This window comes from Legionella micdadei (assembly GCF_000953635.1).
GTDB lineage: Bacteria > Pseudomonadota > Gammaproteobacteria > Legionellales > Legionellaceae > Tatlockia > Tatlockia micdadei.
On sequence record NZ_LN614830.1, the window covers coordinates 2,628,423 to 2,650,821 of the forward strand.

Here is a 22,399-nt window from a genome sequence, read left to right on the forward strand (position 1 = left end):
GAGAAATTGAGGAGAGCTCTGTGGAACTTCACAAATTACTAAAAAGACAACTCAATCGCATTGAAGTTAGCGTTAATGAATTACCTAACGATTTAGGGAAATGGCAAGAGTTTATTTCTTACATTAATAAAACTTATCAAGAAAACGACCAAGATAGGTATTTATTAGATCGTTCAATGGAAATTTCCTCTCGTGAAATGATGATTTTGAATGAAAAACTCGAACATGCAGAACATATAGGCCATCTCTGCTATTGGCAATATGATGATAATTCCGATTATATTTTTGGATCAAAAGAACTCTATAATATTTTCAATCCAAATAAAACCGCATTTACCCTTAAAGAATTTTTGCGTAATATTTACAAAGATGATCGCGAAAGATTTCAATTACTAATGCATAAATCTTTATTTGAAAAAATAAATTTTGAGTGCGAAATAAGGATAAAAAATCGTGAAAACAATTATGGTTGGTATCGAGTCATTTCTCATTATCAAGAGCAGGATAACCAGCTAACAGGGGTTATTATAGATATCAATAAAGATAAAGAAACTGAAGCAAAAATTAAAGAATTAAATCAGAAATTATTAGTCACTGCGCGATGTGCCGGTATGTCAGAAGTCGCTACTACGATTTTGCATAATATTGGCAACGTACTTAATAGCTCAAATATTTCCCTCAATATATTAAAAGAGAATATGTCAAAACCCTATTACGATAAACTTTTTAAAATCGCCCATATGGTCAAAGAAAATATTCAAGATCTCTGCTTGTATCTAACCCAAGATAGCAAAGGAAAATTAATTCCTGAATATCTGATAGCATTATCTGAATTAATCGCATATAAACAACAAGAAAACATGAGGGAAATAGAAAGCCTAGAGAAAGATTTGCATCATATTAAGGATATTGTATCCATTCAGAAATCTGTCGGCGGAAAATCAAGCATTCCAGAGAATATTTTCCTCCCAGATTTGATAGAAACCGCTTTACATATGACCTCTAAGCCTTCGCAAGATAAGTTCATTAAAATGGAAATAAAAAATATCGAGGCACTTAACATTGTTGCAGACAAATCAAAGTTATTACAAATCCTTGTCAATATCATCCAAAATGCCAAAGATGCTGTACTAGAAAATCAAGAGAAAAAAGAAAAGAAAATAGAATTTATTGTTAATGGCAAAAAACCTCAAGTTAATATCCAAATCATCGATAATGGCATAGGCATTTCTCCTGAACATCTTGAACGCATTTTTTCATTCGGTTTTACTACCAAAGAAAATGGTCACGGCTTTGGCTTACATAGTAGCGCTTTGTCAGCGCAAGATATGGGCGGTTCACTCAGAGCAGAAAGTGAAGGGATTGGCAAAGGTGCTAAGTTTATTTTGACTTTGCCAATCAAAGAAACTCAGGGTAAGGAAGGGATAGTCCAATGAGTGATGAACTTCGCATTATAATTATTGATGACAATCCTGCAATTCATCAGGATTTTAGAAAAGTATTGACTGACAATGAAAACTCTCAGGTTTTTGATCAGCTCGATGAAGAATTATTTGGAAAAAATAATTCAGCTAACCATGGTAATTTGCTGCCCTATTTTGAAATTGATACTGCCGAACAAGGACGTGAAGGTGTTGAAAAAATAAAAAACGCTTTAGAACAAGGAAGACCTTACGCTCTTGCCTTTGTTGATATAAGGATGCCCCCAGGCTGGGACGGGCTTGAGACCATTATGCGGATCTGGCAAATTGATAAGGACATTCAAATCGTTATCTGTACGGCTTATTCGGACTATTCTTGGGAAGAAACTGTACAAAAATTAGGAGTCAGTGATAACTTACTTATCTTAAAAAAACCCTTTGATAAGATTGCGGTAAGACAGCTTGCTTGTGCATTGACACGCAAATGGTTATTGGCTAAGGAATCAAAAAATCACACCCTATCCCTTCAACAAATTGTGAATGAACGCACCGAATCATTGCAACACTCCCTCTCTTTACTCAGGGCAACCATTGAATCATCATCAAATGGCATTTTAGTTGTGGATTTGTCAGGAAAAATAGTGGATTACAACCAACAATTCATCAACCTTTGGGATGCCCCTAAATCGGTTTTAGAATCAAAAGACGCTAATTTATTGTTCGAGTTTATGTTGGGAAGATTACAAAAATCCAAAGAGTATCTCGAGAAAATAAATCATCTTAACAAACATATTGATGACACCAGTCTCAATCTACTTAAATTTAAAAAGAGAGAAAAAATCATTGAATGTTACTCACAACCCCATCGAGTCCACACGACGATCGTAGGAAGGGTATGGAGTTTTCGCGACATCACAGAACGCGCTTTTCTTGAGCAGAAATTAGAGCATCAAGCCACCCATGATTCATTAACTGATTTGCCTAACCGCGTGTTACTTATCGATCGTATCCAACAAACAATCGCATCGGCTATCCGGCGAAAAGAACATTTTGCAATCTTTTTTCTCGACCTAGATCGATTCAAATTGATTAATGACAGCTTGAGTCACAAAGTAGGAGATGAGTTATTGTTCGCGGTGGCAAAACGGCTTTCAACTGTGTTACGCAAAGAAGATACCCTCGCTCGTTTAGGCGGCGATGAGTTTGTAATGATTATCCCCGAGCTGGCAAAAAATGAAAATGTGGTGAATGTTGCCCAAAAAGTCCTTACGTCGTTCGATCAGCCCTTCCATGTTGCCGGCCGTGAAATTTCCATTTCCACCAGTATCGGCATCAGTCTATATCCCAACGATGGCAAAAAGGTAAGTACGCTTTTGAAAAATGCGGACTTAGCCATGTATAATGCAAAAGAACATGGCGGCAACCAATTTAAATTTTATATACCTAAACTGAATCAAGAACTTAGCAAGCGATTGCAGCAAGAATCTGAGTTAAGGAAGGCCCTAGCTAATCACGAATTTTTCTTACTTTATCAACCTCAATTTGATATAAAGAAAAATAATTTGATTGGCGTGGAAGCCCTTCTTCGCTGGAGACATCCCCAAAAGGGGATCATTTTACCCCTGGATTTTATCCCTGTAGCAGAAGAATCAGGTCTTATTATTCCTATTGGCGAATGGGTAATACACGAGGTATGCAATCAACTGAAAACTTGGCAAAAAAATAATCTTCCTCTAGTACGCGTTTCAATAAACGTAACCACACAGCAACTTAAACAAGTCAATTTTGCGACAACATTAGAAAAAATTTTGAAGCAGCATGGTGTAAACCCGAAATACCTCGAAATCGAAATCACAGAAAATGTCATCATTACCCATGTAGAGATTCAGCAAATGATCCAAGAAATTAAAAAAATTGGCGTAAAAATTGTTCTTGATGATTTTGGTACTGGAAACTCAAGTTTAAATTACCTTAAAAAACTCCATTTTGATCGCCTAAAAATTGACCAATCCTTTGTGCAAAATATTGCAAAATCAAGAAGTGATGAAGTGATCATTGAAGCAATTATTGCCATGGCGCGTAGTTTTAACTTTAAAGTCCTAGCTGAAGGTGTTGAAAATCAAAAACAAATTAATTTTTTAAAAGAAAAAAATTGTGACGGCATCCAAGGCTTTCTTTTTAGTGGACCTGTTCCACCTGACAAGATTACCAGAATTCTCGATAAGAAAGCTGCTGAAAATAGGAGTCAGCTGGAGTGAACACGAATATTACGATCCAGTATGCGGACACAACTTTTCAAAGAGCGTGCGATAGCGCGCTCTTTGCAGATTTTGGGTAAACTCCCAAGATATAATTCATAAATTAAGACACACATGCGCTGCATGAATCACTGCGGCGATACGGCCAATTCGTGCCAGGCCTTGGGATGATACGCCGTTCCCTCGTAATTGCCGAGTATGGGAACTAATGCAAGCACCGCAACCATTTAAAATCGACACCGCAAGGGAGAGGATTTCAAAAGTTAAGCGATCAATTCCCGGGTTCATCATTCCTTGCATGCGAAGGCCTGCTGGTACTTGGGTAAGTTCCTCATGCTCGCTCAAATGGATAAATCGATAATAAATATTCGTCATTGCCATCAAACTAGCCGCCAACTTCGCCGTACCTTGAATCTTTTCTTCCTTACATAGCTCAAGTAGATCGGCTACGATTAATTTATCCCCCAAATGATAGGCCACCGCTAAAGCTGAGCCGATAATTTGCTGTTCAGTTAAACCATCCGTTTGAGTTAAATCCAATACCTTTATCAAATTCAAACGCACATCCTTAGCAAATTCCGGTAATTGTTGTTGAGTGATTTCTAGCATGATTTTTCCCCTCTTAAGAAACGTGAAGGGTTTCTTCACCTTTCTTCCAGCTACATGGGCAAAGCTCATCTGTCTGTAATGCATCAAGAACCCGCAAAACTTCTTGTGGATTACGTCCAACATTCAAATCAGTAACCATCACAAAACGAGTGACACCTTCCGGGTCGACAATGAAAGTCGCCCGCTGGGCAACGCCTTCATTTTCATCAAGAATACCTAAAGCTTGTGTCAATTCCCGTTTAATGTCGGCGAGCATAGGAAAAGGAAGTTCATACAAGTCTGGATGCTGGTTTCGCCATGCTAAATGGACAAATTCGCTATCAATACTTGCTCCTAAAATTTGTGCATCTCGGTCACTAAATTCGCCATTTAATTTACCAAATTCGGCAATTTCAGTTGGACAAACAAACGTGAAATCCTTCGGCCAGAAAAACACCACCAACCACTTCCCTTGATAAGTCTGGTTTGACACAACAGCAAAAGCATCTGCCATTTTATTGCTCACAGTTGCTTTTAGATGGAATTCCGGAAATTTATCGCCTACTTTAATCATTTTTCTCTCCTAAAGTTTGTCTAATTTAACTTTAGGAGAAGTGTGTCGATAAGTAAAATCGAATATATCGATTGTATCAATCAATATTAACTATTGTTCTCTCGCTTTCTTTATAGACTAAGAGAAGCACGCTAATACCGATTAAGCTAAATAAAACAGCAGGTATGGCTAAAGGCAAGGTAGAACTTACCGTTTTGCTAATCAAAAAATACCCGACGATACCTGCAAATAAGAAACGCAAAGCCCCTCCAGCAGCTGCAGCAGCGCCTTTGGCCTCTTCAAAAGGGGCCATAGCTCCGCCCGACCCAGCACCCATGCAAAACGTACCGCCAATCCCAATGAATAGCATTGGATAAATAAAATTATGAATACTTAAGCCCTGCGCTAGATACCAAATCAACATCCATAATCCACCGATTAAACTAAGAAGATATCCCAAAAGACAGGTCTTAAAAATACCTAAACGCTCAACAATCGAACCACCAATGAAACTACCAATAAGCAACGATATGCCCATAAAACAAAAATAAAACCCATATTGAGTTTGTGGAATTTCTAAAGTCCGAATAATCAAATACGGTGATAAAGCACAAAACAAATAAAAATAACAATGCCCAAATGCCGAAGCTAAAGTATAAATTGCAAACTCCTGATTACGGACGACATGAAGGTATTGCGCTAATACTTGGGTTGTTAACGCTGTTCGCCTATTGGCTGGCAGGCTTTCATCGAGCCAACACCCAACCGTCACTATCGCCGGGAAAGCAACTAATAACAACGCCCAAAATGTAGACGGCCATCCCAAATACAAGTCAAGATAACTACCGATAAACGTCGCAAAAATGGGGGAAAAAGAAATCATGCCATTTAGGAAGCTGTATGCTTTAGCACTTTTATCACCTGCATAATGATCACGAACGATAGCAAAACCAAGCACCATCATCCCACAAGAACCCAGGGCTTGAATGATGCGATAGGCCACCAATTCGTTTACATTGGTTGCCAGGCCGCAACATAAGGAACCCAGGGCAAAACAAAATGCCATGAGGACACTTATTCTCCTGCGACCAAAATGATCTGAAATTGGACCAATCACCAACTGCATCAATCCGGCGCTTAGCATGAATAAATTCAATGTCATCAGCATTTGCGTATCGCTAGCGTGGAACTCTTTGGTGAGATGAGGGATAGCTGGCACATAAATATCCATCGCTAAAGGAAGTGCCAAGACCATTGGTGTTAAGGCAATAATTAATTTTGCAAACATCAAATTTGACTCAGGGCTTTAAGAGCGCCCTATTTTAACCCATAATATCCTCTCAAAGAACTCCTCTTTCTCGTTTTTGTCTTCTAACGAAGCATTATTTAACAGGTTTGCCCCTTTAAAAATGTGACGTCGTTCCGAGCGTAGGGAAATAAATTATTAAACTTCTCATATACATGGCGTATTGTGAGGTTTGAAGATACGGCTCTCCCATTAAAATGTGATGTCGTTCCGGGCGTTAGCGAGGAATCTCCTGGAAGGTAACTCGATCCCATTAAAATGCCGCCATTAAAAATCATATCGAGAGTCGGGTCACCAGGCTGCTTTTTTCTGAAGTCGCCTAATGCTCATGTCTTTAAATTTCATTTTGGTATTTTGAAGCCTATTCAAAAATAATATGCCAAACCATCGCCATATTTTCAGGGTCATGATCTTTTGCCTCGAAATGGCATAAAAATCCGGGTGTACCTTCCTCTGACATCATTAAACTCCTTGGGAAAGACAACGAGTGTAAAAGCTAATGGTAGTCAATGCACTGATACAGAACGTGCCACTTTGCTGGAGATTCCTCGCTACGCCCGGAGCGACATCACATTTTTAATGGGACAGACGTGCATTATTTAATTTCCCTTATCGACAAGGCAATATAGATGACGTATTATCAAGTGAATCTTTATGTCTTTACCGTAAGTTTTTCTCGCAAGATGCGCCAAATATGGCCGTTCTCTGGTAAGGGCTAAGCATGTATACTTTGATACCACTTGGAGTGAAAGCCATGGCTGCCGAGCAAATTGCGGCTTCTTTTGTCAGCCGTCTGTCATTACCTGGCACCCACAAAATGCCACAAGGGTATTATCGTTCGAAATTATTCATTGCCCCTTTTACGACTAACCCTTTAGTTGCTGCAGCAGGCCCCATCCTGTCCTTGCTCGAGCGTTTGTATGTGACACCGTCGTTACCTCCTATTCATAGTATCCGTGACAACATTGAGCACGAATTGCGCGCGTTTCATAGCCGTTTAAACAGTAAAGCCTATACTGAGGAGTTTGATGCGATTGCCCATTACCTGCTTTGCGCTACCATAGACGAATTAATTGGTAAAAACTACTTAAGACTTTACGGGAAAGCGGCCGAGTTCCAAGCCTTTACACCGTCCTCACACGACGGAAAAGGCCCAGAATGCCGTTTTTTTGACATTGTGAACTACATCAAACAAAGACCTAATCAGTACCTCGATTTACTGGAACTCGCTTATTATTGCCTCATTACAGGTTTTGAAGGGGAACAGCATGGGCGAGCTGATGGTAGGCAGATGTTAGACAATTTAATTGAAGAATTATATCAATTGATTAAACAACATCGGGTTAATAAATCGCATCACCTCTTCAATGAGCAAAAAGGGGTTGAAAGCTTTCCTAAAAATCGTAGACCCTTAATCGCAGTGAGCATCATTGCTTTGAGTGTGTTAACTTCGAGTTATATCGTAAGTCAAGTCCTTTTAGAAAAGCAGGCTAGGACAGTTCAGTTTGGACATACAGTAACAGCAAAACTGGATGATTGATGGATAGATCGTTAAGCGCGCTTTGTGACGCATTAAAAAAAATTTTTGGACATCTAAAACCGCAACACAATGCTGTCTCTTTTCTTTTAATGACCGGCAAAATAAATCAAGGTAAAACCTCCCTTCTACGCCAAAGCAATCTCACCCATTATCCTGCTGATAACGAAACAAGCGCCAACCTTTTTTATAATCAGCAAGGTGTTATTTTAGAGCTTGGTGAATCGTGGTTAAATCAGACAGAAAATTTGATTGGTTATACCTTAAAACAATTAAATCGCTGCCATCGAAATGTCCGAATTTCGGGAATAATACTCTGTGTGGACTCAAGCGAATTATTACTCACTGAACCTGTGCATCTTCTAGATCTTTGTAAATCACATGCTCAATTGCTCGAACGTTTTGGCCAAGGTTTAGGCTACCCTGTTGATACAGCGCTTTTATTTACTAAATTGGATGCAGTCGCAGGATTTTGTGATTTCTTTCAATCCGACCATCCAAGTGATTTAACCAAACCTCTTGGGTTTTCTTTAGATAATGCAAAACTAAGAAAAAAATTACTTGAAAATTATCGGCATCAATTTGATCAAATGCTTGAGGTTTTAGGGCAGCAAATTATTAATAAATTGCATCCTGCCCGCTCAACGGTTAAACGAACCTTGATTAGGGAGTTTCCTCTTCAGCTCACCAGTTTACGCGTACCGATTCAGTCTTTAATTCAAAACCTGCCTTTGCAACTCTTTCGCCTGAAAGCCATTTACTTTACGAGCGCTGAACAAGGTGGGCTAAGTGTGGATCGTTTAAATAGAAAAATTCAGCATGAGTATGCTTTGACGGTACAAGATAAATTTCCCCAATCGAATAATTATCGCGCTTATTTCATTGAAGGGGCGCTAAAAGCCTTTCTAGAACAGACTAAGCGTTACATTCCACAAGTTAGTACTTCACAGAAGTGGTTAGCGGGTATTGCGGCAGGAAGTGTCGGATTATCGCTGCTCTGGCTTGCGTATCATCATTTTAAGGCCACACAGCTGCTCGATGAAGCAAGCAAAGAATTGCTTACTTATGAAGCATTACTTAGCCAATCCAATGAGAAAACTTCGGCGTTGTATCATTTATCTTTGGCGACAACTAAGCTTGAGCAAATTCCAACTAGTTTCTTTTCTGTGCCCACTATAGAGCAATTAAAAGCACAATTAAAAAACAATAATAAGCAGCGGTTATACGATAATTTCTTACCCGAATTAATTGCTGATATGGAACACATTATCTCTGATCCAGCACAAACACAAATAACCCGTTATGAAGCGTTAAAAATTTATCTTATGCTTGCTGAACCTGAGCATTATTCCGAATCAGAGGTCATTCACTGGTTTAAGGAATATTGGACTGGCAATAATCAACAGAAAAACATCGATAAGCAATTGGTACTGCTAAAATATGCTTTAAAGCAACCTATGCAACCTTTGGTGATTAACCGTCAAATTGTGATTGATGCGCGCAATTACCTCAATGCCTTGCCTGCTACATACTTATATTATTCACTTGCTAAAAATCATTTTACACAAGAAAAGCAGAAAATTACTGTAGAAGGTTTTGAGTTAGCCGCGCAAGATTTACCTCGGTTTTATACAAAAGAGGGATATAAAGAAGTCGTTGGCGAACTTCCGAAAATTGCAACACAACTACAACATGAAAATTGGGTTCTTGCTCGGCAAGATCTTGATAATCTACCCGCCTTATTGGAAGAAGCCTATAGCTATGAATACGTGACTTGGTGGCAAAATTTTATACGGCATACTAAACTTCGCCATTATCAAGATTACCAACAAGCACGCCAATTAACTTTAACCTTGCATCAATCCAACGCAATTGCCAAATTGATTGAGTTGATCCAACAGCAGACTGGGCCCGAACTCACTGATACCACTACCCGATTCAATGAAAAAGTAGCCAATCAATTTACAAATTTAAATTTAATGACTGCTTCTGCTACGAACGAATTGACCCAAAACATTAATGAACTTGAAAAATTCTTAACGACACTCTCTTTAGTCAATGATCAAGGCAGAACAGCTTTCGAATTAACCAAATCAAGATTTCAAGGGGCAACCCTCTCTGATCCGCTTAGCACTCTATATAACCGTTCCAGACAGCTTCCTGAGCCAGTATCAGCTTGGGCAAAACAGTTAGCCGATGATACTTGGTTTATTTTTATAAATGAAAGTAAGACCTACTTAAATAGACAATGGCAACAAATAGTTTATAGAGAATACCAAACAACCATAGCCAATCGTTATCCATTGGATTCTTCGCAAGCAAGTGAAGTCAATCTTGCAGACTTTGATCACTTCTTTTCGCCCCGCGGTACCCTTAATTCCTTTGTAAACAACTACATTAAACCTTTTTTAGACACCTCAATACCCCAATGGCAGCCTAAAGAATTAAATGGCTATGTGCTGCCCATATCAAGCGATATTACTAACGAGCTGATCCGAGCTAACGTGATCTCCAATATGTTCTTTCCAGACAACACGGAGAACAGCAAAATTGAATTCAGTTTACAAAAAATTAGCTTAGATCCTGTTGTCGCAAATTTGCAACTGAGTATAGGTCAAACCAAACTCACTGATAACCAAACTTCTGACTCTTATACGCAATTTAGCTGGCCGCAAAACGATGCAAAGTTGACGCTCTATTCTATCGAAGGTAATCACTATGAGCTCGAAGAAAATGGCCCCTGGGCTTTCTTTAAGATGCTGCAGAAGGTTAATGTTTTGGTGGATAACAATGACAGCTCAAGCCTGCAAATCCTGTTTGAAGTGAACGGTAACTCGGGCAGGTATGTACTAAAAACACAAAATCAAATTAATCCCTTTAGCCCAGGAATTTTAACCGGTTTTGTCCTTAAACCGGAAGTAACCTAAAGTGCAATATACCTTCTTCCTCGAAAGATCTAAAGGTGTATTAGCAAGCATTGCTGAGCATGAAGAAGAGCCAGTTCACAGCATAATTTTTCGAGTGTTTCTAATCCTGCACATTCGGGAGATCTTCGCGGCTAAAAATACGTTCAGGACGTACCTAGTGAGTTACTAAACCTTATTAGGCAGCATTTTGACATTTGGATCCTTCGCATAAGCGTTAAGAATATCACTGAGTAACTGCTCGATAATGCTTTCTTTTACATCGTCCTCAATCAATCCGGTTTCAGTCTTCAAAGCAGCTAAACGATTCTCGATTTCTTTTGCCACTGATCCATTAGGGAACAGCGCAGCAAGCACCCTTCGTGCTTCTGCAGGACCCAAATGACGATAGAGTTGATTACGCACCAACGCGTCTTCTGCGGTAGTACTAAACGCCCATACTTCGACTGGGCCTAATGTTAATGTCAATAACTGAACGTTCACTCCGTATTTAGTGGCATACTGAACTAAGAAAGTTGCCCCCCCTAAGCGTGGCCCATGAACTCGAGTGCGCAAGGCAACTTTAGCGGTATTGGATAAACCAAAGATTTGGGCGGTTTTCTCAACGGCTTGCGAAGGGCCTGCGTCCATAACATAAATTGCAGTACTGAAATCAATCATGATGGAATCAAAGTCCTCTACTGATTGAGAAAGTAAAGCGATTTGCACTTTCCATTTACGGCCTTCCCGCATATCAATAATCACTTGATCGCGCACCGCAGACGATTTTGCAGTTCGGTGGAACTCATCATAAACAATTCGTTTTGGATCTTCTCTTATCTCAGAAATACGTTGCCTGTGATATTCCCTGTATTGTTCAGGTATGCTGCTTAAACTTTCTTCAGTTAAGTAATAGTGACGCGCAAGCACATAGCGAGCTAGCATATACATAACTGATGTTTGTCGATCAGCTGCATCACCACCACTTTTAGCTACTTCGTCTAAATCGAGTGAAACCACACGGGCATCACCAATATCAAAGCTTGTTACTCGGGACAAAATTGGGTATTCGCGCACGGCTCCTGAAACCATACGGGAAAAGGCATTAATCAATGATTCACCGGTTGGTGCAGTCACTTTCTCATATAAATCCTCAATGGAAGGCGTACGACATATCGATGCTGCATCAGCTAATAGAGGCATTGCATAACGCTGGGCAAGCATGGCCTCGTGAGCGAACCCCGCTGAAAACAAGGCATCTGTAACTTCCCACCACGTTGATTTTGAATCCCTAACAAAACCGATTTCTTCCAAAATACTATCGATAAACTCCTCAACACCAGGAGAGTATGGCGTTGGGTTATACTCATCAGCCAAACTTTTATACAATTCATCAACAACCATACCTGCGAGGTCAGGCATGCCGTCATAAGGTTTTGCTGCACCAAGCGGGGTAGTCAATAATGTTAAAAAATTTACTAAAAATGAACGTTCAATCGCCGTAGGGTAACGACACCCTAATTGCGTATCGAAGGGATTAATCGAATAGTCAGGCGTCATTCTTAAACGATGGTAAGCAACTAAATGCCTTTTAGATGCGGGCATCGCTTCTTTTAGCAATGAAATCAAGCCACTGCTTGATGGTCCAATATCGATAATAGCAATACGTGGTAACCGAGTTAAACCACCGGAAAGGCAAAGTGCCAGGTTAAGCGCATTCGATAAAACTGATTTACCCGAACCCGGACGTGCATAAACCAGGTCAATCCAGGTTGTTTGCTGCGTTGAACCGGGTTGGAAAGGCCATGGCTTACCGTCAGGGGTACGGAATAATAAAGCCCCTTGTTGCCACGGAGACGCTGGTCTAGTGATTGGCAACATGGTGATGACATCTGACAAGGGCGCTACAGAGGGTACTGCAGTACTATTGAGCGTTGTAGCTAACATACTGGAAACGAAACCGCCAAAAGGATCACCACAAATTTCAGAAACGTCCGTAGATCCCCAACCCTCAATTGCTTTAACCAGCTCTGAACTACGGCGACGCAATAGAGGAAGTTCTCCCTCGGGCGCCCAAGTCGCAGCGACAACCCGTAGGCGGATGATAGGATCGTCGGTATTAAGCTGCAAATATTTTAGCAAATTAACAGAGTCGCTTATTAATCGGTTTTGCGCTGAAGAAAAGCTTAAAATAGCAGAAAGTAACCCTTTTAATTTAATGGTATTTAATCCTTCACTCTCCATTAAAAACGAAATTCGCCAAGGCACATGCGACGGTAAGATACGAGAGAATAAGGTAATAAAAGGCCGAATATCTTTAGGGAAGAGGTCAATATACACGCAAGAATAAATTTTATTCCCGACTCTAACCGTCCGCAGATCGAGAACTTCACCGTCTCTCGGAATCACTTGCTTTGCCAAAGAAGGCCATAGCAAATCTGAAGGATCCCCACTGAAACCATTGATTTCGCGTGGTATAAGTTTATCTCCCGGCAAAGCGGGGCGCCAATCGTCAGCGGTGAAATCAGGATCGGCAGTCATACGTACGGCATGGATAGCATCATGGACTTCCAGCAATTTCGCATGAATATTTAAGGCGTCTAAATCATTAAGGATTGTGCGGACATAAGCATCATGCGTATCACGTAATTCAGGGATAGCAGCATAGATAGTCTGGCTATTTTTAAATGCCGGCGCTTTTTTATCTTTGATCATCTTTAATTTTGCTTTATTTGCTGCTTTTAATTGATCTTGCGGCAAATTAAAGGGACGTGTATACAGCACAAAATAGAGACGTTCATCTGCGCAATACTGAGCAAGGTAAGCCACACGCTCATGGAATAAGTCATCTAAATTAAGTTCCAGTCTTTTCGCAGTCGCTTCTGCTGGCGCATAGATGTCTTGAATAACTTTTCTGATATTTTGTTTATCGTGACTAAAATGAACCTGTAGGGCGTGGCCAGGCCTGCCCATTGCCGCTTGAAAAGCGTTACTGAGCCCTTCGACAAGTCGTTCAAATTCCTCAGCGCCAGCAAGCGCTGTGATACCTTCAATTTTAATTATTGAAAGCAATGTACCATCGTGATTAACCAAGACTGTCGGGCTATCTGCGGTTTCTAACTCGCAATAAGACTCTGTTGTTTGTTTCAGAGAAGTACTTAGCCAGGCAAAAAAAGTATCAACGCCATCAAAAAATGAATCAGCCCATTTTCCCATACTGCTCCTCACTAATACCTAAAGCATTAAGTTAAGAGAAAAATTATTAATCTAGCTAAACCTTGTTTTCTGTTATTTCTTCCAATGCGCTTGCAGCCCATCGCTCGATTTGTTTTCTGAACTTTGCTCTTGAAGGTAATAAGCGAATATTCTTAAATAACTTTTCGGAAACCTCAGGCGAAGTCACCCCCGAATCAATAATCAGTTGGCCAAATATCGCAGGATCACTTGTTCCCTCACCAAATTTTTCCTCAACAATCTGCGAGCGAAATTTGAAGCTCCGATAAATATTTTGGGCACTATTTTTATAGCCCGTATCGTTAGTAATAGCACAAAAAAGTACATGGCATAAACTATTTAACTCTGGTTGGCTGAGCTCCGGGAGGTAAATCAAAGTACCCCCTCCATACCCTCCTACACCAACAGACTCAATAAAGAAGCATTGGGCACAAAAGCAACAAGCAGTTACTAAATTATTTAATTTATTGTTGGTGAAATCATGATCTAAATTCACGACCTCTTGAAATAATTTTGCTTGGAATCCGCAGAACTGACACGTATAGCGATCGCGCTGAAATACTTTAAGCTCAAAACCTTTAAAGCGCTCATCGGCCTTTCTTGCCGAATATAAACGCCAGGAACCCGGGCTAGCAACAAGCCTTAATTTATTATGCTGTTTAGCAGCCATCTACCATGCTCATAATAGCCAAAAACTTCAAATAGAAAGAGGCAATAACAACTAGTTAGTGCCTCCTCAATTACCCTTTATTAGCTTCCGAAAATTGTACCTGAAGGACCAGCAACAGAACCGCTTGTTCCCAATAAAGTTTGTCCAGCAACACCCAAGATTGAAGGCAGGAACAACAAAGCTGCTGCGATCAAAACCAAAGCAATTGGCGTACCAATTGGAATTTGGGTTGGGTTATCCTTATGTTGTTTAAATTTCATTATTGCGCCAATAGAAAAACCAAGACCCGCCACGTAGGATCCTGCTGTAATTAATTTAGCCAGAGCAGTAAATGACGAAGTAACACTGGAAGCCATACCTCCTAATGATGTTGACGCCGCCACCTCACCCGCTACGGCCATTAAACTCAAGCAAGCAGCCCATATGAGCAAGCGTTCCGTTTGGCGCTTTATTTTTAATGGCATTTTCACTATTCTCTCTCCTTTATAATAAAGACTATTAAGTTGTACCATATAATGTATTATTGATGATTTCTAGTGTGGCTACAATGTTCATTGCTAAAATTCCACCAAAAATATGTACCAATCCTTTTCCTGTCCCCCCAGGGGGTTGACCTTGTGAGGCTGAACGAGCAATAAGAATCCACCCCCTCACGAAGGCAATAAGTCCAATTGTTTGGATTATAATCGCTATTGGTCTTCCAACCACACTCCCAGTACCAAACAAGGCACTGATACCTGGATTATTACTATTTACAGGTGCATACTGCAAGATGCTCGAAGAGCCGAAAGTAGTCTGCAGCATAATCGCTAGGCCCGTAGGAAAATAGATGAAAATCGCTGCAACAACCATATAAATTATAGGCTCTTTGATGCTCGCACTATTCGACATCATTGACCGAGATTCACCATAGGCCTTTAAAGTATAGATCGCTTTAAACGCGAAAGCTAAACCAATTAAATAGGCAGCCCCTGTAATTAGGCGCTCAACTGGTAACAAGTTATTTGCGATATTGTTTAAAATATCAACTTGACTTGTTAACCATGATTGCCAAGAACCAGTTCCACCGGACATAACCCCCTCAACTATCTTGCTGACTAAACCTAATTACTCTTCCTGAACTAGTTAATACGCGCCCTTGATTCGGATCAATCAATTTGACTACACCATAACCAGCAATTTGGGTTCCCTCTCTAACGGTAAGTGTAGACCCATTTGGAGCAATTAACCAAGCCCGACCGGGTATTACTGCTTGAATATAATAGATTGGTAAACTAGCTGCCTTTGCCATACGGCGAACTGGCGGCGGCTTAGGTTTTGTCCTCTCAGTTAGGAGAGCAATTTGATTGGATTGCTGGTCAAGTTTAGTGACCAACAAGTTGATCATGCGGTTCAAATTAGCAATTTTTTCGGACAATTGATTTAGATTTGAATTGAGTCCATTGAGCTGGCTATTCAACGAACTCACCTCAGCCCGCACATTTTGTTGCCCCATTTCCAAAGCTGAGAGTTTCTGAGTAATCTGTGAATTATCTACAATAGGAGCCTGAGCTACAGGTGAAGGGGCAGTTTGAACCTGTGCTGTTGGTTGTGGTTGCGGGGTTGCCGGGGGCGGTGTTGTTTCAATTTGTTGAGGGGTAGCAGCTGTTATCGGTGGGACTGTGGTTTCCTCTGAAGATGGTTTACTTGTAAAAAACGAACCAAGAAATTTATACCCAAGCATAGCAAGAACAATGATTACTACCGCAATTAATGCGTTTCGTTTGATATTCTTACCTTGGGGTTTCTTTTGTGCAGGGGCTTCTCCCATCTCGTCGGAGGCGATAGGCTCTTCATCACCTAAGACATCCGAGCCAATTGTATCCAGATCAGAGAATTGATATTCATCATTATATTCATTATCTGCCATTTCTTACCCGCTCATCATGTTAAAGAGAGGTTACATCTTGAGTAAATAATATACCCAAAGGTGTTCCTGAATAGACTTCGACTGTCGTTGGCGTGCTAAATTGTTGTTGAGCAACCTGACCCCATGCTTTACCAAGGGTTGCCAAGCCAATCACCGCATTTTGCAATGCTGAACGACCAATACCATTTTGTACAGTGATATTCTGTCCTCCGCCAGTACCGCCAATCGTCACTGTTGTGTTCGCTGATTGGAATGCATTTCCAAACCCTTCGAGGAACGATGAAGCAAACAGAGAGCCATATCGCAGCAAGTAATGGTGATTTGTGTTACTTGACAACGCCGTACGCGCCGTATCGGGGTCAATCGCATAAGCATTAATTGAAGTCGATTTAGGTGCACCAGGTACAGACATCGTATTAAAACTAATTACCATCTTGTCGGCATTAGTAGGTAAATTGAAACTACCAATTAATTTAGCGCCTTTCAATTTGCCCGAAACAATCGTCGCAAGGATGGGACCTGGCTCATCACTATTCACTGACGTATCAAGTACAGCGAAGAGGATATCCCCTGTTTTAATTATAGCCCCCTGCGATTTTGCAGGGCCACCCATTTCCCCAGGGCTTAGGGAAGAAGAAGTTGTTTGTCCCATTCCTGCAGCGGTTGTGGTTTCTTTCTTTTCTTCAGACTCATTACCTGCAACATAGCTTTGGGAAGTTACCTTTTGCCAAGTACTAATTGACTGGTTTGCTGTACTCAGCATTTGGGATGTACGCTGTTGGATCTTCTGCTGGAATTTTTGATCAGCTAATTGTTGATTTTGTTTCTTCAAAATCTCCTGCAATTGTTTGGCATTCGCAGCTTGAGCTGCAGCTGCCGCTGTTTGGTTAGTTGCACCTGGTATGCCAGGAATCGGAGTTACACTAGACGGTTCTGCCCCAGGAACAGTAGCCGCTCCCAAACCTGCCACCTCCGTACTCAGCCCAGCATCTTGAATTTCTGCATCGCTAAAACCTGCATTTTTTAAATCCGCCGCAGAATATCCTGCGTCGGCCAGATCCTTAGCACCATACCCGGCTTGACGAAGATCGGTGGCACTAAAACCTGCACCTTTTAAATCCTTGGCACTAAATCCCGCTGCTTTAAGTTGGCTTGCTGAGAATCCTGCGTCTTTAAGATCAGCGGCACTAAACCCTGCGTCTTTTAGCTCACTTGCACTAAAGCCAGCATTTTTTAAATCAGCTGCGCTAAATCCAGCATCACGTAATTCCTTGGCAGAGAATCCAGCACTTTTAAGATCAGCTGCACTAAAACCTGCATTTTTCAATTCAGCTGCCGTAAACCCTGCGTCTCTTAATTCCTGTGCTGTATAACCGGCTGCTTTCATTGCGGCTGCACTGCATCCTAAAGTTTGTTTAATGGTGGCCGCCGACACGCCTGCTGCACGCGCTGCTTTTAGTGAAGCCACACTGCAGTCAGCTGTTCGTCCCGCAGAGATCACTGCGGCTCCACCCACACCTGACTGCCTCAATTGCTGCGGGGTAAATCCTGCATCCAAAAGATCTTGCGGTGTAAAACCAGCGTCAGATAATGCCTTCGCATCATAGCCTGCATTTTTTAACGCCTCTGCACTGCAACCATTCAGTTCACGAATACGTTTAGCAGATACCCCTAAATTAAATAGTTGCTTAAGTTTTGTTGGATCACACCCCGCTGCGCGTATGGCATCATCCGTGAGGGCTCCGCGAACCTGCTCAGGTGCGTAACCCGCAGCCAAAAGTTGCTGGGGTGTAAACCCTGCTGCAGCCAATTGCTTTGCATCAAAACCAGCGGCTTTCAGCTGGGCTGCATTACAGCCATTTAGAGTACGAATTCTTGCGGCTGTTACACCTCTGGCTAAAAGTAGTTTTAGTTTATTTGGATCGCAGTCAGCAGCTTTTATGTCATTATCATTAATAGGAGCTGCAGCACTGATTTCTGCGGGAGTAAATCCTGCTTGCTGTAAATCGCTATCGCTGAACCCAGCATCTTTTAACGCTTTGGCACTGCAACCTGCGTATTGCTTTATAAGCCTAGCGCTAACGCCTGCAAGACGTTGTTTCCTTAAAGCTTCAACATCACAACCAGCGCTTTTAATATCCGCAGGACTAATTCCGGGGGGTAATTCAGATTCTGCAGCTGATATTTCACCAGGAGTGAACCCAGCACCTGCTAAATCATCGGGGCTAAAACCTGCATTAAGCAAATCCCTTGCGGTATAACCCGCTTGCCTAAGTTCAGCTGGTGTAAACCCTGCGTTTTTTAAATCTGCAGCACTAAATCCAGCGTTTCTCAATTCAGCTGCAGTAAAACCCGCTGCTTTCAACTGAGCGGCGCTACAACCACTTATTCGACGAATAGCAGCCGCAGAGACTCCTGCTGCACGCAAACGCTTGAGGGCATCAACTTGACAACCCGCTTTACGCACATCCGCTTCACTAATCCCATTAGGCAATCCACCTGCTTTCGCTATCTCAGCATCGGAAAATCCAGCACCTTTAAGCTCTCCATCTGAAAAGCCACCGTCTTTCATCTGTTGAGCTGTAAAACCGGCGTTGCGTAACTCGCAGGCATCAAACCCACAAAGCCGTAAGCGGCCAGCGCTAAATCCTGCATCTTTTAATTGGCGGGCGTTAAATCCGGCTGCTCTTAGTTCTTTACAAGAACATATTTGCTGTAAATCAGAAAGCTGATAGCCGTTATCTTTCAATTGAGTACACGTACAGGCATTTTTCAAATCAGTCAGTGATGCCCCCTGATTGACTACATTAGTCACGGTTGCTTTACTGCAACTGCTATTTTGTAAAGCCTGTATCCATAAACTGCGCTGGGCACCAGCCTCGTTTTCGCGTGCTAACGTTGTAAATCCGACACCTCCCTCGCCGCTTGGTGGCTGGCCTATTGGCATCACACCGGCTCCTAAAGCTTGGGTACGCACAATAGTAGGAATTGCGCTGCCGCCTGTTTTTAAAGCCGAAACCGCTTGACTAACATTTTGTGATTCTTGCAATTTTGCATATTGTACAGTTGGATTAAGGGCTCCCGGGATAGATTGGATCCCTTGTGGAACATGGCCCACACCTGACGGCGTTTCTCCAATTTCTTGCGAGAACTTTAATTTAAACACGCCAATGGCAACAGCAGCGATTAACAATATTGCGGTAAATACAATAATGACCCGTGTACGGGTATTGGTAAATAGCGATTTTAGATTCTCTTTTCTACCTGCCATTTGATTATAACCCTTCTACCTTAAGCTGCATGACTTTTCCATGCCATGAAACCAGTAACACTGGGGATTTTTGCATCTCGTAAGCATGCATTCCGTCCGCACTCGTCATACTTCCTATCCAGCCTGGAGACAAAATAGTAAGGTTGGTCCTTACATACATTTTGTCGCCAATTATCCATGCTCTTGCATCACCACCGCTGACGGTTAATCGTTGGCTTCCTGCGGGAGGTACCCCATCCAAAACATGCAACAGGACATCATTTGCACTTGGGGGCAGCCCCTCTTCTGTAGGCATGGTTTTAGCATTTGGGCCAAATCCTTGGATTCGTAGATCCACCCGATAATCTACCGCTTTTTGTCCGGGAATGAGTGTTAACATAACAGGGGTATTCAAACCACGCAATCGTACGGCAAGGTTACCATAATTGTATAGCTTCAAAGCTTGAATCATTAGAGTATTACTTGTTTTATCCCATTGAATGTTAAACGAAGAAGGATCACCTAGGTCATAGGCACTGATAGGCCAGGGAGCTCCCGTAGAATCGAGAAACACTAACGAAGAAACAAATCCCTGCGATAAACGAATAACGGGGGGCGTAGATCCCGGTGATAGATTAACAATCTGCGAAGTTGCTGTGGGTTTTGGTGGAGTACCAGCAGTAGATGCTTCTGCAAATTCATTTGCTTGATACATCTGCTTTAAACGAATAATTTGTTCCGGAGAGAGTGGGAAAAGTTGTCTAGACACTCCTTCGAAAGCCTTAACATCGATTAATTCATTATCTTCTTGCGATAAAACATCGGAATTAGCTTGCTGCCCTCCGGCAGGAGGGGCGTTACCGGCAGCAAGTGGGGATTTATTTGCTTCTTTGCCTTGTTGGTTAGCTTGGTTTGGCTTATTTGTTCCTGCGGAAGGCTGCTGAGTGCCCCCTGATTGAGATAAACGTTGCTGCAAAAGTCGAAGCTGCTGGAGCGCTTGCTGGGCAGAGTCAGCTTCAGCAGCTGCATTCACTGGAAGAGGCATTGAATTAGTTACGAAAATCATAACCAATCCAAGTAAATGGAATAAATTTTTTTTCTTCTTATTGTTATTCATTAAATAATCCAAATTACACTATTCCACCACTCGCAGGACCCACAACAAATTGGGCTATTCCTATTCCACGTGGAGAATTTAATGTTGACACACGTGTTATCAACATTGTAACCACATTGTTTTGTTGAGAAAATTCACTGGCACTTTGATACGTTACCAAAATAGGCATTTGGACGCGCCAAGAATAAACCCCATTTAATAAGCCTTTTTGTAAAATAATTGGAGCACGAGTAGCCACTGCCGATACAATTAGTTTTTTCGCTTTAACCGCATCCAAGTTATTAGATTGTTGTAATGCAGTCAAAAATTGTGTCCATCCATCTGCAGTAAAGAACCCAGAGGACGCCTGTAACTCATCACGGTAATTCACAAAGTTATAAGTAAACGCAGCAATTGCTGCCTGATTTGCCCATTGTAATACTGCTGAGTCAGATTGGTTAGGCTCGTCCAAAGGATACAATGGAGTTATTCTACCATTTATACTCGTTGCAAAATATTTTGGTGCTGGAGGATGCGTTATCATATACACCAAAAGAGAGGCTAAAACAAAATTAATGAGAATGGAAAACAGTAAAGCAAGAATTGTCTTACGTTGACCGTCTCGATAAAACTCATTTCTCATTGTGACAGCAGTCAAAGCATCTTGAGCCATAGTTACCTCTTTTATTGCGGTATGACCTTTTCACTATTATCATCAATCGGATCGGGTGGAAGAAGTGGCGTTGATGAATAATTCGGTTCGTCCAAAGGTGTTAATGGAACTGGAGGAGTAATACCACTCGTTGCATAATAATCACGCTCAGGTTCATGAAAATAGAGATAATAGATACCGAGTATTAAGAGTAGATTAAGCATCAAAGAGATAAGAAGACTCGTTGCGCCTAATCGGTAAGTCCGAATATAAAAAGATTTAGACCGTTTAATTGTACCCCAAACCTCTTGACTCATTGCTGCCTCGTCTAAACAATCGCATCTCTGAAAGTGATTTCAATGCGTGAATTAGGTGATTTATCCCCACCGCGAGTGTAGCCCATCATTGGCTTATCACTCCCCATCCCCTCAGTAAAAATAAAACGGCTGTCGATACCTTGCGACCATAGATAATCTGCAACCGCCCTCGCTCTTGCCAATGTCAAAGCATGTTCTCGCCTCTGAGAAACATACTTACCGCTAAATGCAGTAATGTTTACAGCCACTTTACGGAATTGTTTTAAAAATCGCACTACATTATTTAGTAAACCGTAAGAGGCCCAGGTCAATTGGGGCGATTGGTTTGGAAATAATGAGGCGGAAGGTATACTGATTAAGTAATCTTGGCCAATAGTAATAACAGCCACACCACAACGTTTAAGACTTTTTTGCAATCCTATGATTGCTTCATCATCTGCACCTTCAACTTTGTAAGGCAGTTTTAACGCTTCATTGTCTTCAGGGTGGTATACCTTTGTCTTGCATCCAAGTAAAAGTAAAAATGCAAGCAAGGTTGCATGCCATGTTGAAAAAGCTAATAAACCAACACGCAATCGTCTCACCAAAACCCTCTCACGTTAATTAAAATTAGATTCTCCATATACACAATGTTCTAAAATTATTGGCAGTATGCAATATTGACAAATTGCCGAAAAATCGTGTTCGATCTCGCTAACAGCAGGC

General features: G+C 41.4%; 17 protein-coding genes. 4 read left to right on the plus strand and 13 right to left on the minus strand.

All coding sequences use genetic code 11. The features are described 5' to 3' along the window. The first annotated feature begins 20 nt into the window (after positions 1 to 20). On the plus strand, positions 21 to 1,436 hold the full coding sequence (locus LMI_RS11650) for a sensor histidine kinase (protein ID WP_045099954.1): 1,416 nt from the start codon (positions 21 to 23) through the stop codon (positions 1,434 to 1,436). Continuing rightward, positions 1,433 to 3,679 carry an EAL domain-containing protein gene (locus LMI_RS11655; RefSeq protein ID WP_045099955.1) on the plus strand — a complete coding sequence of 749 codons (2,247 nt, stop codon included), beginning with the start codon at positions 1,433 to 1,435 and terminating at the stop codon, positions 3,677 to 3,679. The genes LMI_RS11650 and LMI_RS11655 overlap by 4 nt, the downstream gene beginning before the upstream one ends. 96 nt (positions 3,680 to 3,775) lie before the next feature. Here LMI_RS11655 and LMI_RS11660 read toward each other — a convergent pair whose 3' ends face one another. The 3 genes from LMI_RS11660 to LMI_RS11670 form a co-directional block, all read right to left on the minus strand. Continuing rightward, complete coding sequence (locus tag LMI_RS11660) at positions 3,776 to 4,288, minus strand: carboxymuconolactone decarboxylase family protein (RefSeq protein WP_052679558.1); 513 nt, start codon at positions 4,286 to 4,288, stop codon at positions 3,776 to 3,778. A 13-nt stretch (positions 4,289 to 4,301) separates the two neighbouring features. After that, positions 4,302 to 4,841, minus strand: a complete 540-nt coding sequence (locus tag LMI_RS11665) for a peroxiredoxin (RefSeq protein WP_045099956.1) — start codon at positions 4,839 to 4,841, stop codon at positions 4,302 to 4,304. 76 nt (positions 4,842 to 4,917) lie between these two features. Beyond that, a complete protein-coding gene (locus tag LMI_RS11670) occupies positions 4,918 to 6,108 on the minus strand; it encodes a multidrug effflux MFS transporter (protein ID WP_045099957.1) in 1,191 nt (396 codons plus the stop codon). A gap of 772 nt (positions 6,109 to 6,880) precedes the next feature. On the opposite strand from LMI_RS11670, the gene icmH reads away from it, so the two are divergent. Together icmH and icmF are read left to right on the plus strand one after the other, a co-directional pair. Continuing rightward, a complete protein-coding gene (gene icmH, locus LMI_RS11675) occupies positions 6,881 to 7,666 on the plus strand; it encodes a type IVB secretion system protein IcmH/DotU (RefSeq protein WP_045099958.1) in 786 nt (261 codons plus the stop codon). Further along, positions 7,666 to 10,590, plus strand: coding sequence for a type IVB secretion system protein IcmF (gene icmF / locus LMI_RS11680; protein WP_045099959.1), 2,925 nt, complete (start codon positions 7,666 to 7,668; stop codon positions 10,588 to 10,590). The genes icmH and icmF overlap by 1 nt, the downstream gene beginning before the upstream one ends. A gap of 165 nt (positions 10,591 to 10,755) precedes the next feature. On the opposite strand, the gene LMI_RS11685 is transcribed toward icmF, so the two are convergent. The 10 genes from LMI_RS11685 to icmN all read right to left on the minus strand — a co-directional run bounded on the left by LMI_RS11685 (position 10,756) and on the right by icmN (position 22,278). Further along, positions 10,756 to 13,782 (minus strand): type IV secretion protein IcmB, encoded by a 3,027-nt coding sequence (locus tag LMI_RS11685; protein WP_045099960.1) that lies wholly within the window; start codon positions 13,780 to 13,782, stop codon positions 10,756 to 10,758. 55 nt (positions 13,783 to 13,837) lie between these two features. Then, entirely contained in the window at positions 13,838 to 14,470 is a 633-nt protein-coding gene (icmJ, locus tag LMI_RS11690) for a type IVB secretion system protein IcmJDotN (RefSeq protein WP_045099961.1), read from the minus strand. 80 nt (positions 14,471 to 14,550) lie between these two features. Continuing rightward, positions 14,551 to 14,934, minus strand: coding sequence for a hypothetical protein (locus LMI_RS11695; protein ID WP_045100744.1), 384 nt, complete (start codon positions 14,932 to 14,934; stop codon positions 14,551 to 14,553). A gap of 34 nt (positions 14,935 to 14,968) precedes the next feature. Further along, positions 14,969 to 15,544, minus strand: a complete 576-nt coding sequence (locus tag LMI_RS11700) for a type IV secretion protein IcmC (RefSeq protein ID WP_045099962.1) — start codon at positions 15,542 to 15,544, stop codon at positions 14,969 to 14,971. A 7-nt stretch (positions 15,545 to 15,551) separates the two neighbouring features. Continuing rightward, complete coding sequence (gene icmG / locus LMI_RS11705) at positions 15,552 to 16,379, minus strand: type IVB secretion system protein IcmG/DotF (protein ID WP_045099963.1); 828 nt, start codon at positions 16,377 to 16,379, stop codon at positions 15,552 to 15,554. A 19-nt stretch (positions 16,380 to 16,398) separates the two neighbouring features. Next, positions 16,399 to 19,650: a type IVB secretion system protein DotG/IcmE gene (gene dotG / locus LMI_RS11710; RefSeq protein ID WP_045099964.1), complete on the minus strand. Its 3,252-nt coding sequence runs from the start codon at positions 19,648 to 19,650 to the stop codon at positions 16,399 to 16,401. A 4-nt stretch (positions 19,651 to 19,654) separates the two neighbouring features. Next, on the minus strand, positions 19,655 to 20,746 hold the full coding sequence (locus LMI_RS11715) for a DotH/IcmK family type IV secretion protein (RefSeq protein ID WP_045099965.1): 1,092 nt from the start codon (positions 20,744 to 20,746) through the stop codon (positions 19,655 to 19,657). A gap of 13 nt (positions 20,747 to 20,759) precedes the next feature. Next, a complete protein-coding gene (locus LMI_RS11720; protein ID WP_045099966.1) occupies positions 20,760 to 21,398 on the minus strand; it encodes a type IVB secretion system apparatus protein IcmL/DotI in 639 nt (212 codons plus the stop codon). 11 nt (positions 21,399 to 21,409) lie between these two features. Further along, positions 21,410 to 21,694: a type IVB secretion system protein IcmM/DotJ gene (icmM, locus tag LMI_RS11725; RefSeq protein WP_045099967.1), complete on the minus strand. Its 285-nt coding sequence runs from the start codon at positions 21,692 to 21,694 to the stop codon at positions 21,410 to 21,412. A gap of 11 nt (positions 21,695 to 21,705) precedes the next feature. After that, positions 21,706 to 22,278 (minus strand): type IVB secretion system protein IcmN/DotK, encoded by a 573-nt coding sequence (gene icmN / locus LMI_RS11730; RefSeq protein ID WP_045099968.1) that lies wholly within the window; start codon positions 22,276 to 22,278, stop codon positions 21,706 to 21,708. Between the last annotated feature and the right edge of the window lie 121 nt (positions 22,279 to 22,399).

Excerpts from the sequence above, each read along its gene's own strand:
- LMI_RS11655 (WP_045099955.1), top strand. The coding sequence starts at position 1,433 with ATGAGTGATGAACTTCGCATTATAATTATTGATGACAATCCTGCAATT.
- LMI_RS11660 (WP_052679558.1), bottom strand. The coding sequence starts at position 4,288 with ATGCTAGAAATCACTCAACAACAATTACCGGAATTTGCTAAGGATGTG.
- LMI_RS11665 (WP_045099956.1), bottom strand. The coding sequence starts at position 4,841 with ATGATTAAAGTAGGCGATAAATTTCCGGAATTCCATCTAAAAGCAACT.
- LMI_RS11670 (WP_045099957.1), bottom strand. The coding sequence starts at position 6,108 with ATGTTTGCAAAATTAATTATTGCCTTAACACCAATGGTCTTGGCACTT.
- icmH (WP_045099958.1), top strand. The coding sequence starts at position 6,881 with ATGGCTGCCGAGCAAATTGCGGCTTCTTTTGTCAGCCGTCTGTCATTA.
- icmF (WP_045099959.1), top strand. The coding sequence starts at position 7,666 with ATGGATAGATCGTTAAGCGCGCTTTGTGACGCATTAAAAAAAATTTTT.
- LMI_RS11685 (WP_045099960.1), bottom strand. The coding sequence starts at position 13,782 with ATGGGAAAATGGGCTGATTCATTTTTTGATGGCGTTGATACTTTTTTT.
- icmJ (WP_045099961.1), bottom strand. The coding sequence starts at position 14,470 with ATGGCTGCTAAACAGCATAATAAATTAAGGCTTGTTGCTAGCCCGGGT.
- LMI_RS11695 (WP_045100744.1), bottom strand. The coding sequence starts at position 14,934 with ATGCCATTAAAAATAAAGCGCCAAACGGAACGCTTGCTCATATGGGCT.
- LMI_RS11700 (WP_045099962.1), bottom strand. The coding sequence starts at position 15,544 with ATGTCCGGTGGAACTGGTTCTTGGCAATCATGGTTAACAAGTCAAGTT.
- icmG (WP_045099963.1), bottom strand. The coding sequence starts at position 16,379 with ATGGCAGATAATGAATATAATGATGAATATCAATTCTCTGATCTGGAT.
- dotG (WP_045099964.1), bottom strand. The coding sequence starts at position 19,650 with ATGGCAGGTAGAAAAGAGAATCTAAAATCGCTATTTACCAATACCCGT.
- LMI_RS11715 (WP_045099965.1), bottom strand. The coding sequence starts at position 20,746 with ATGAATAACAATAAGAAGAAAAAAAATTTATTCCATTTACTTGGATTG.
- LMI_RS11720 (WP_045099966.1), bottom strand. The coding sequence starts at position 21,398 with ATGGCTCAAGATGCTTTGACTGCTGTCACAATGAGAAATGAGTTTTAT.
- icmM (WP_045099967.1), bottom strand. The coding sequence starts at position 21,694 with ATGAGTCAAGAGGTTTGGGGTACAATTAAACGGTCTAAATCTTTTTAT.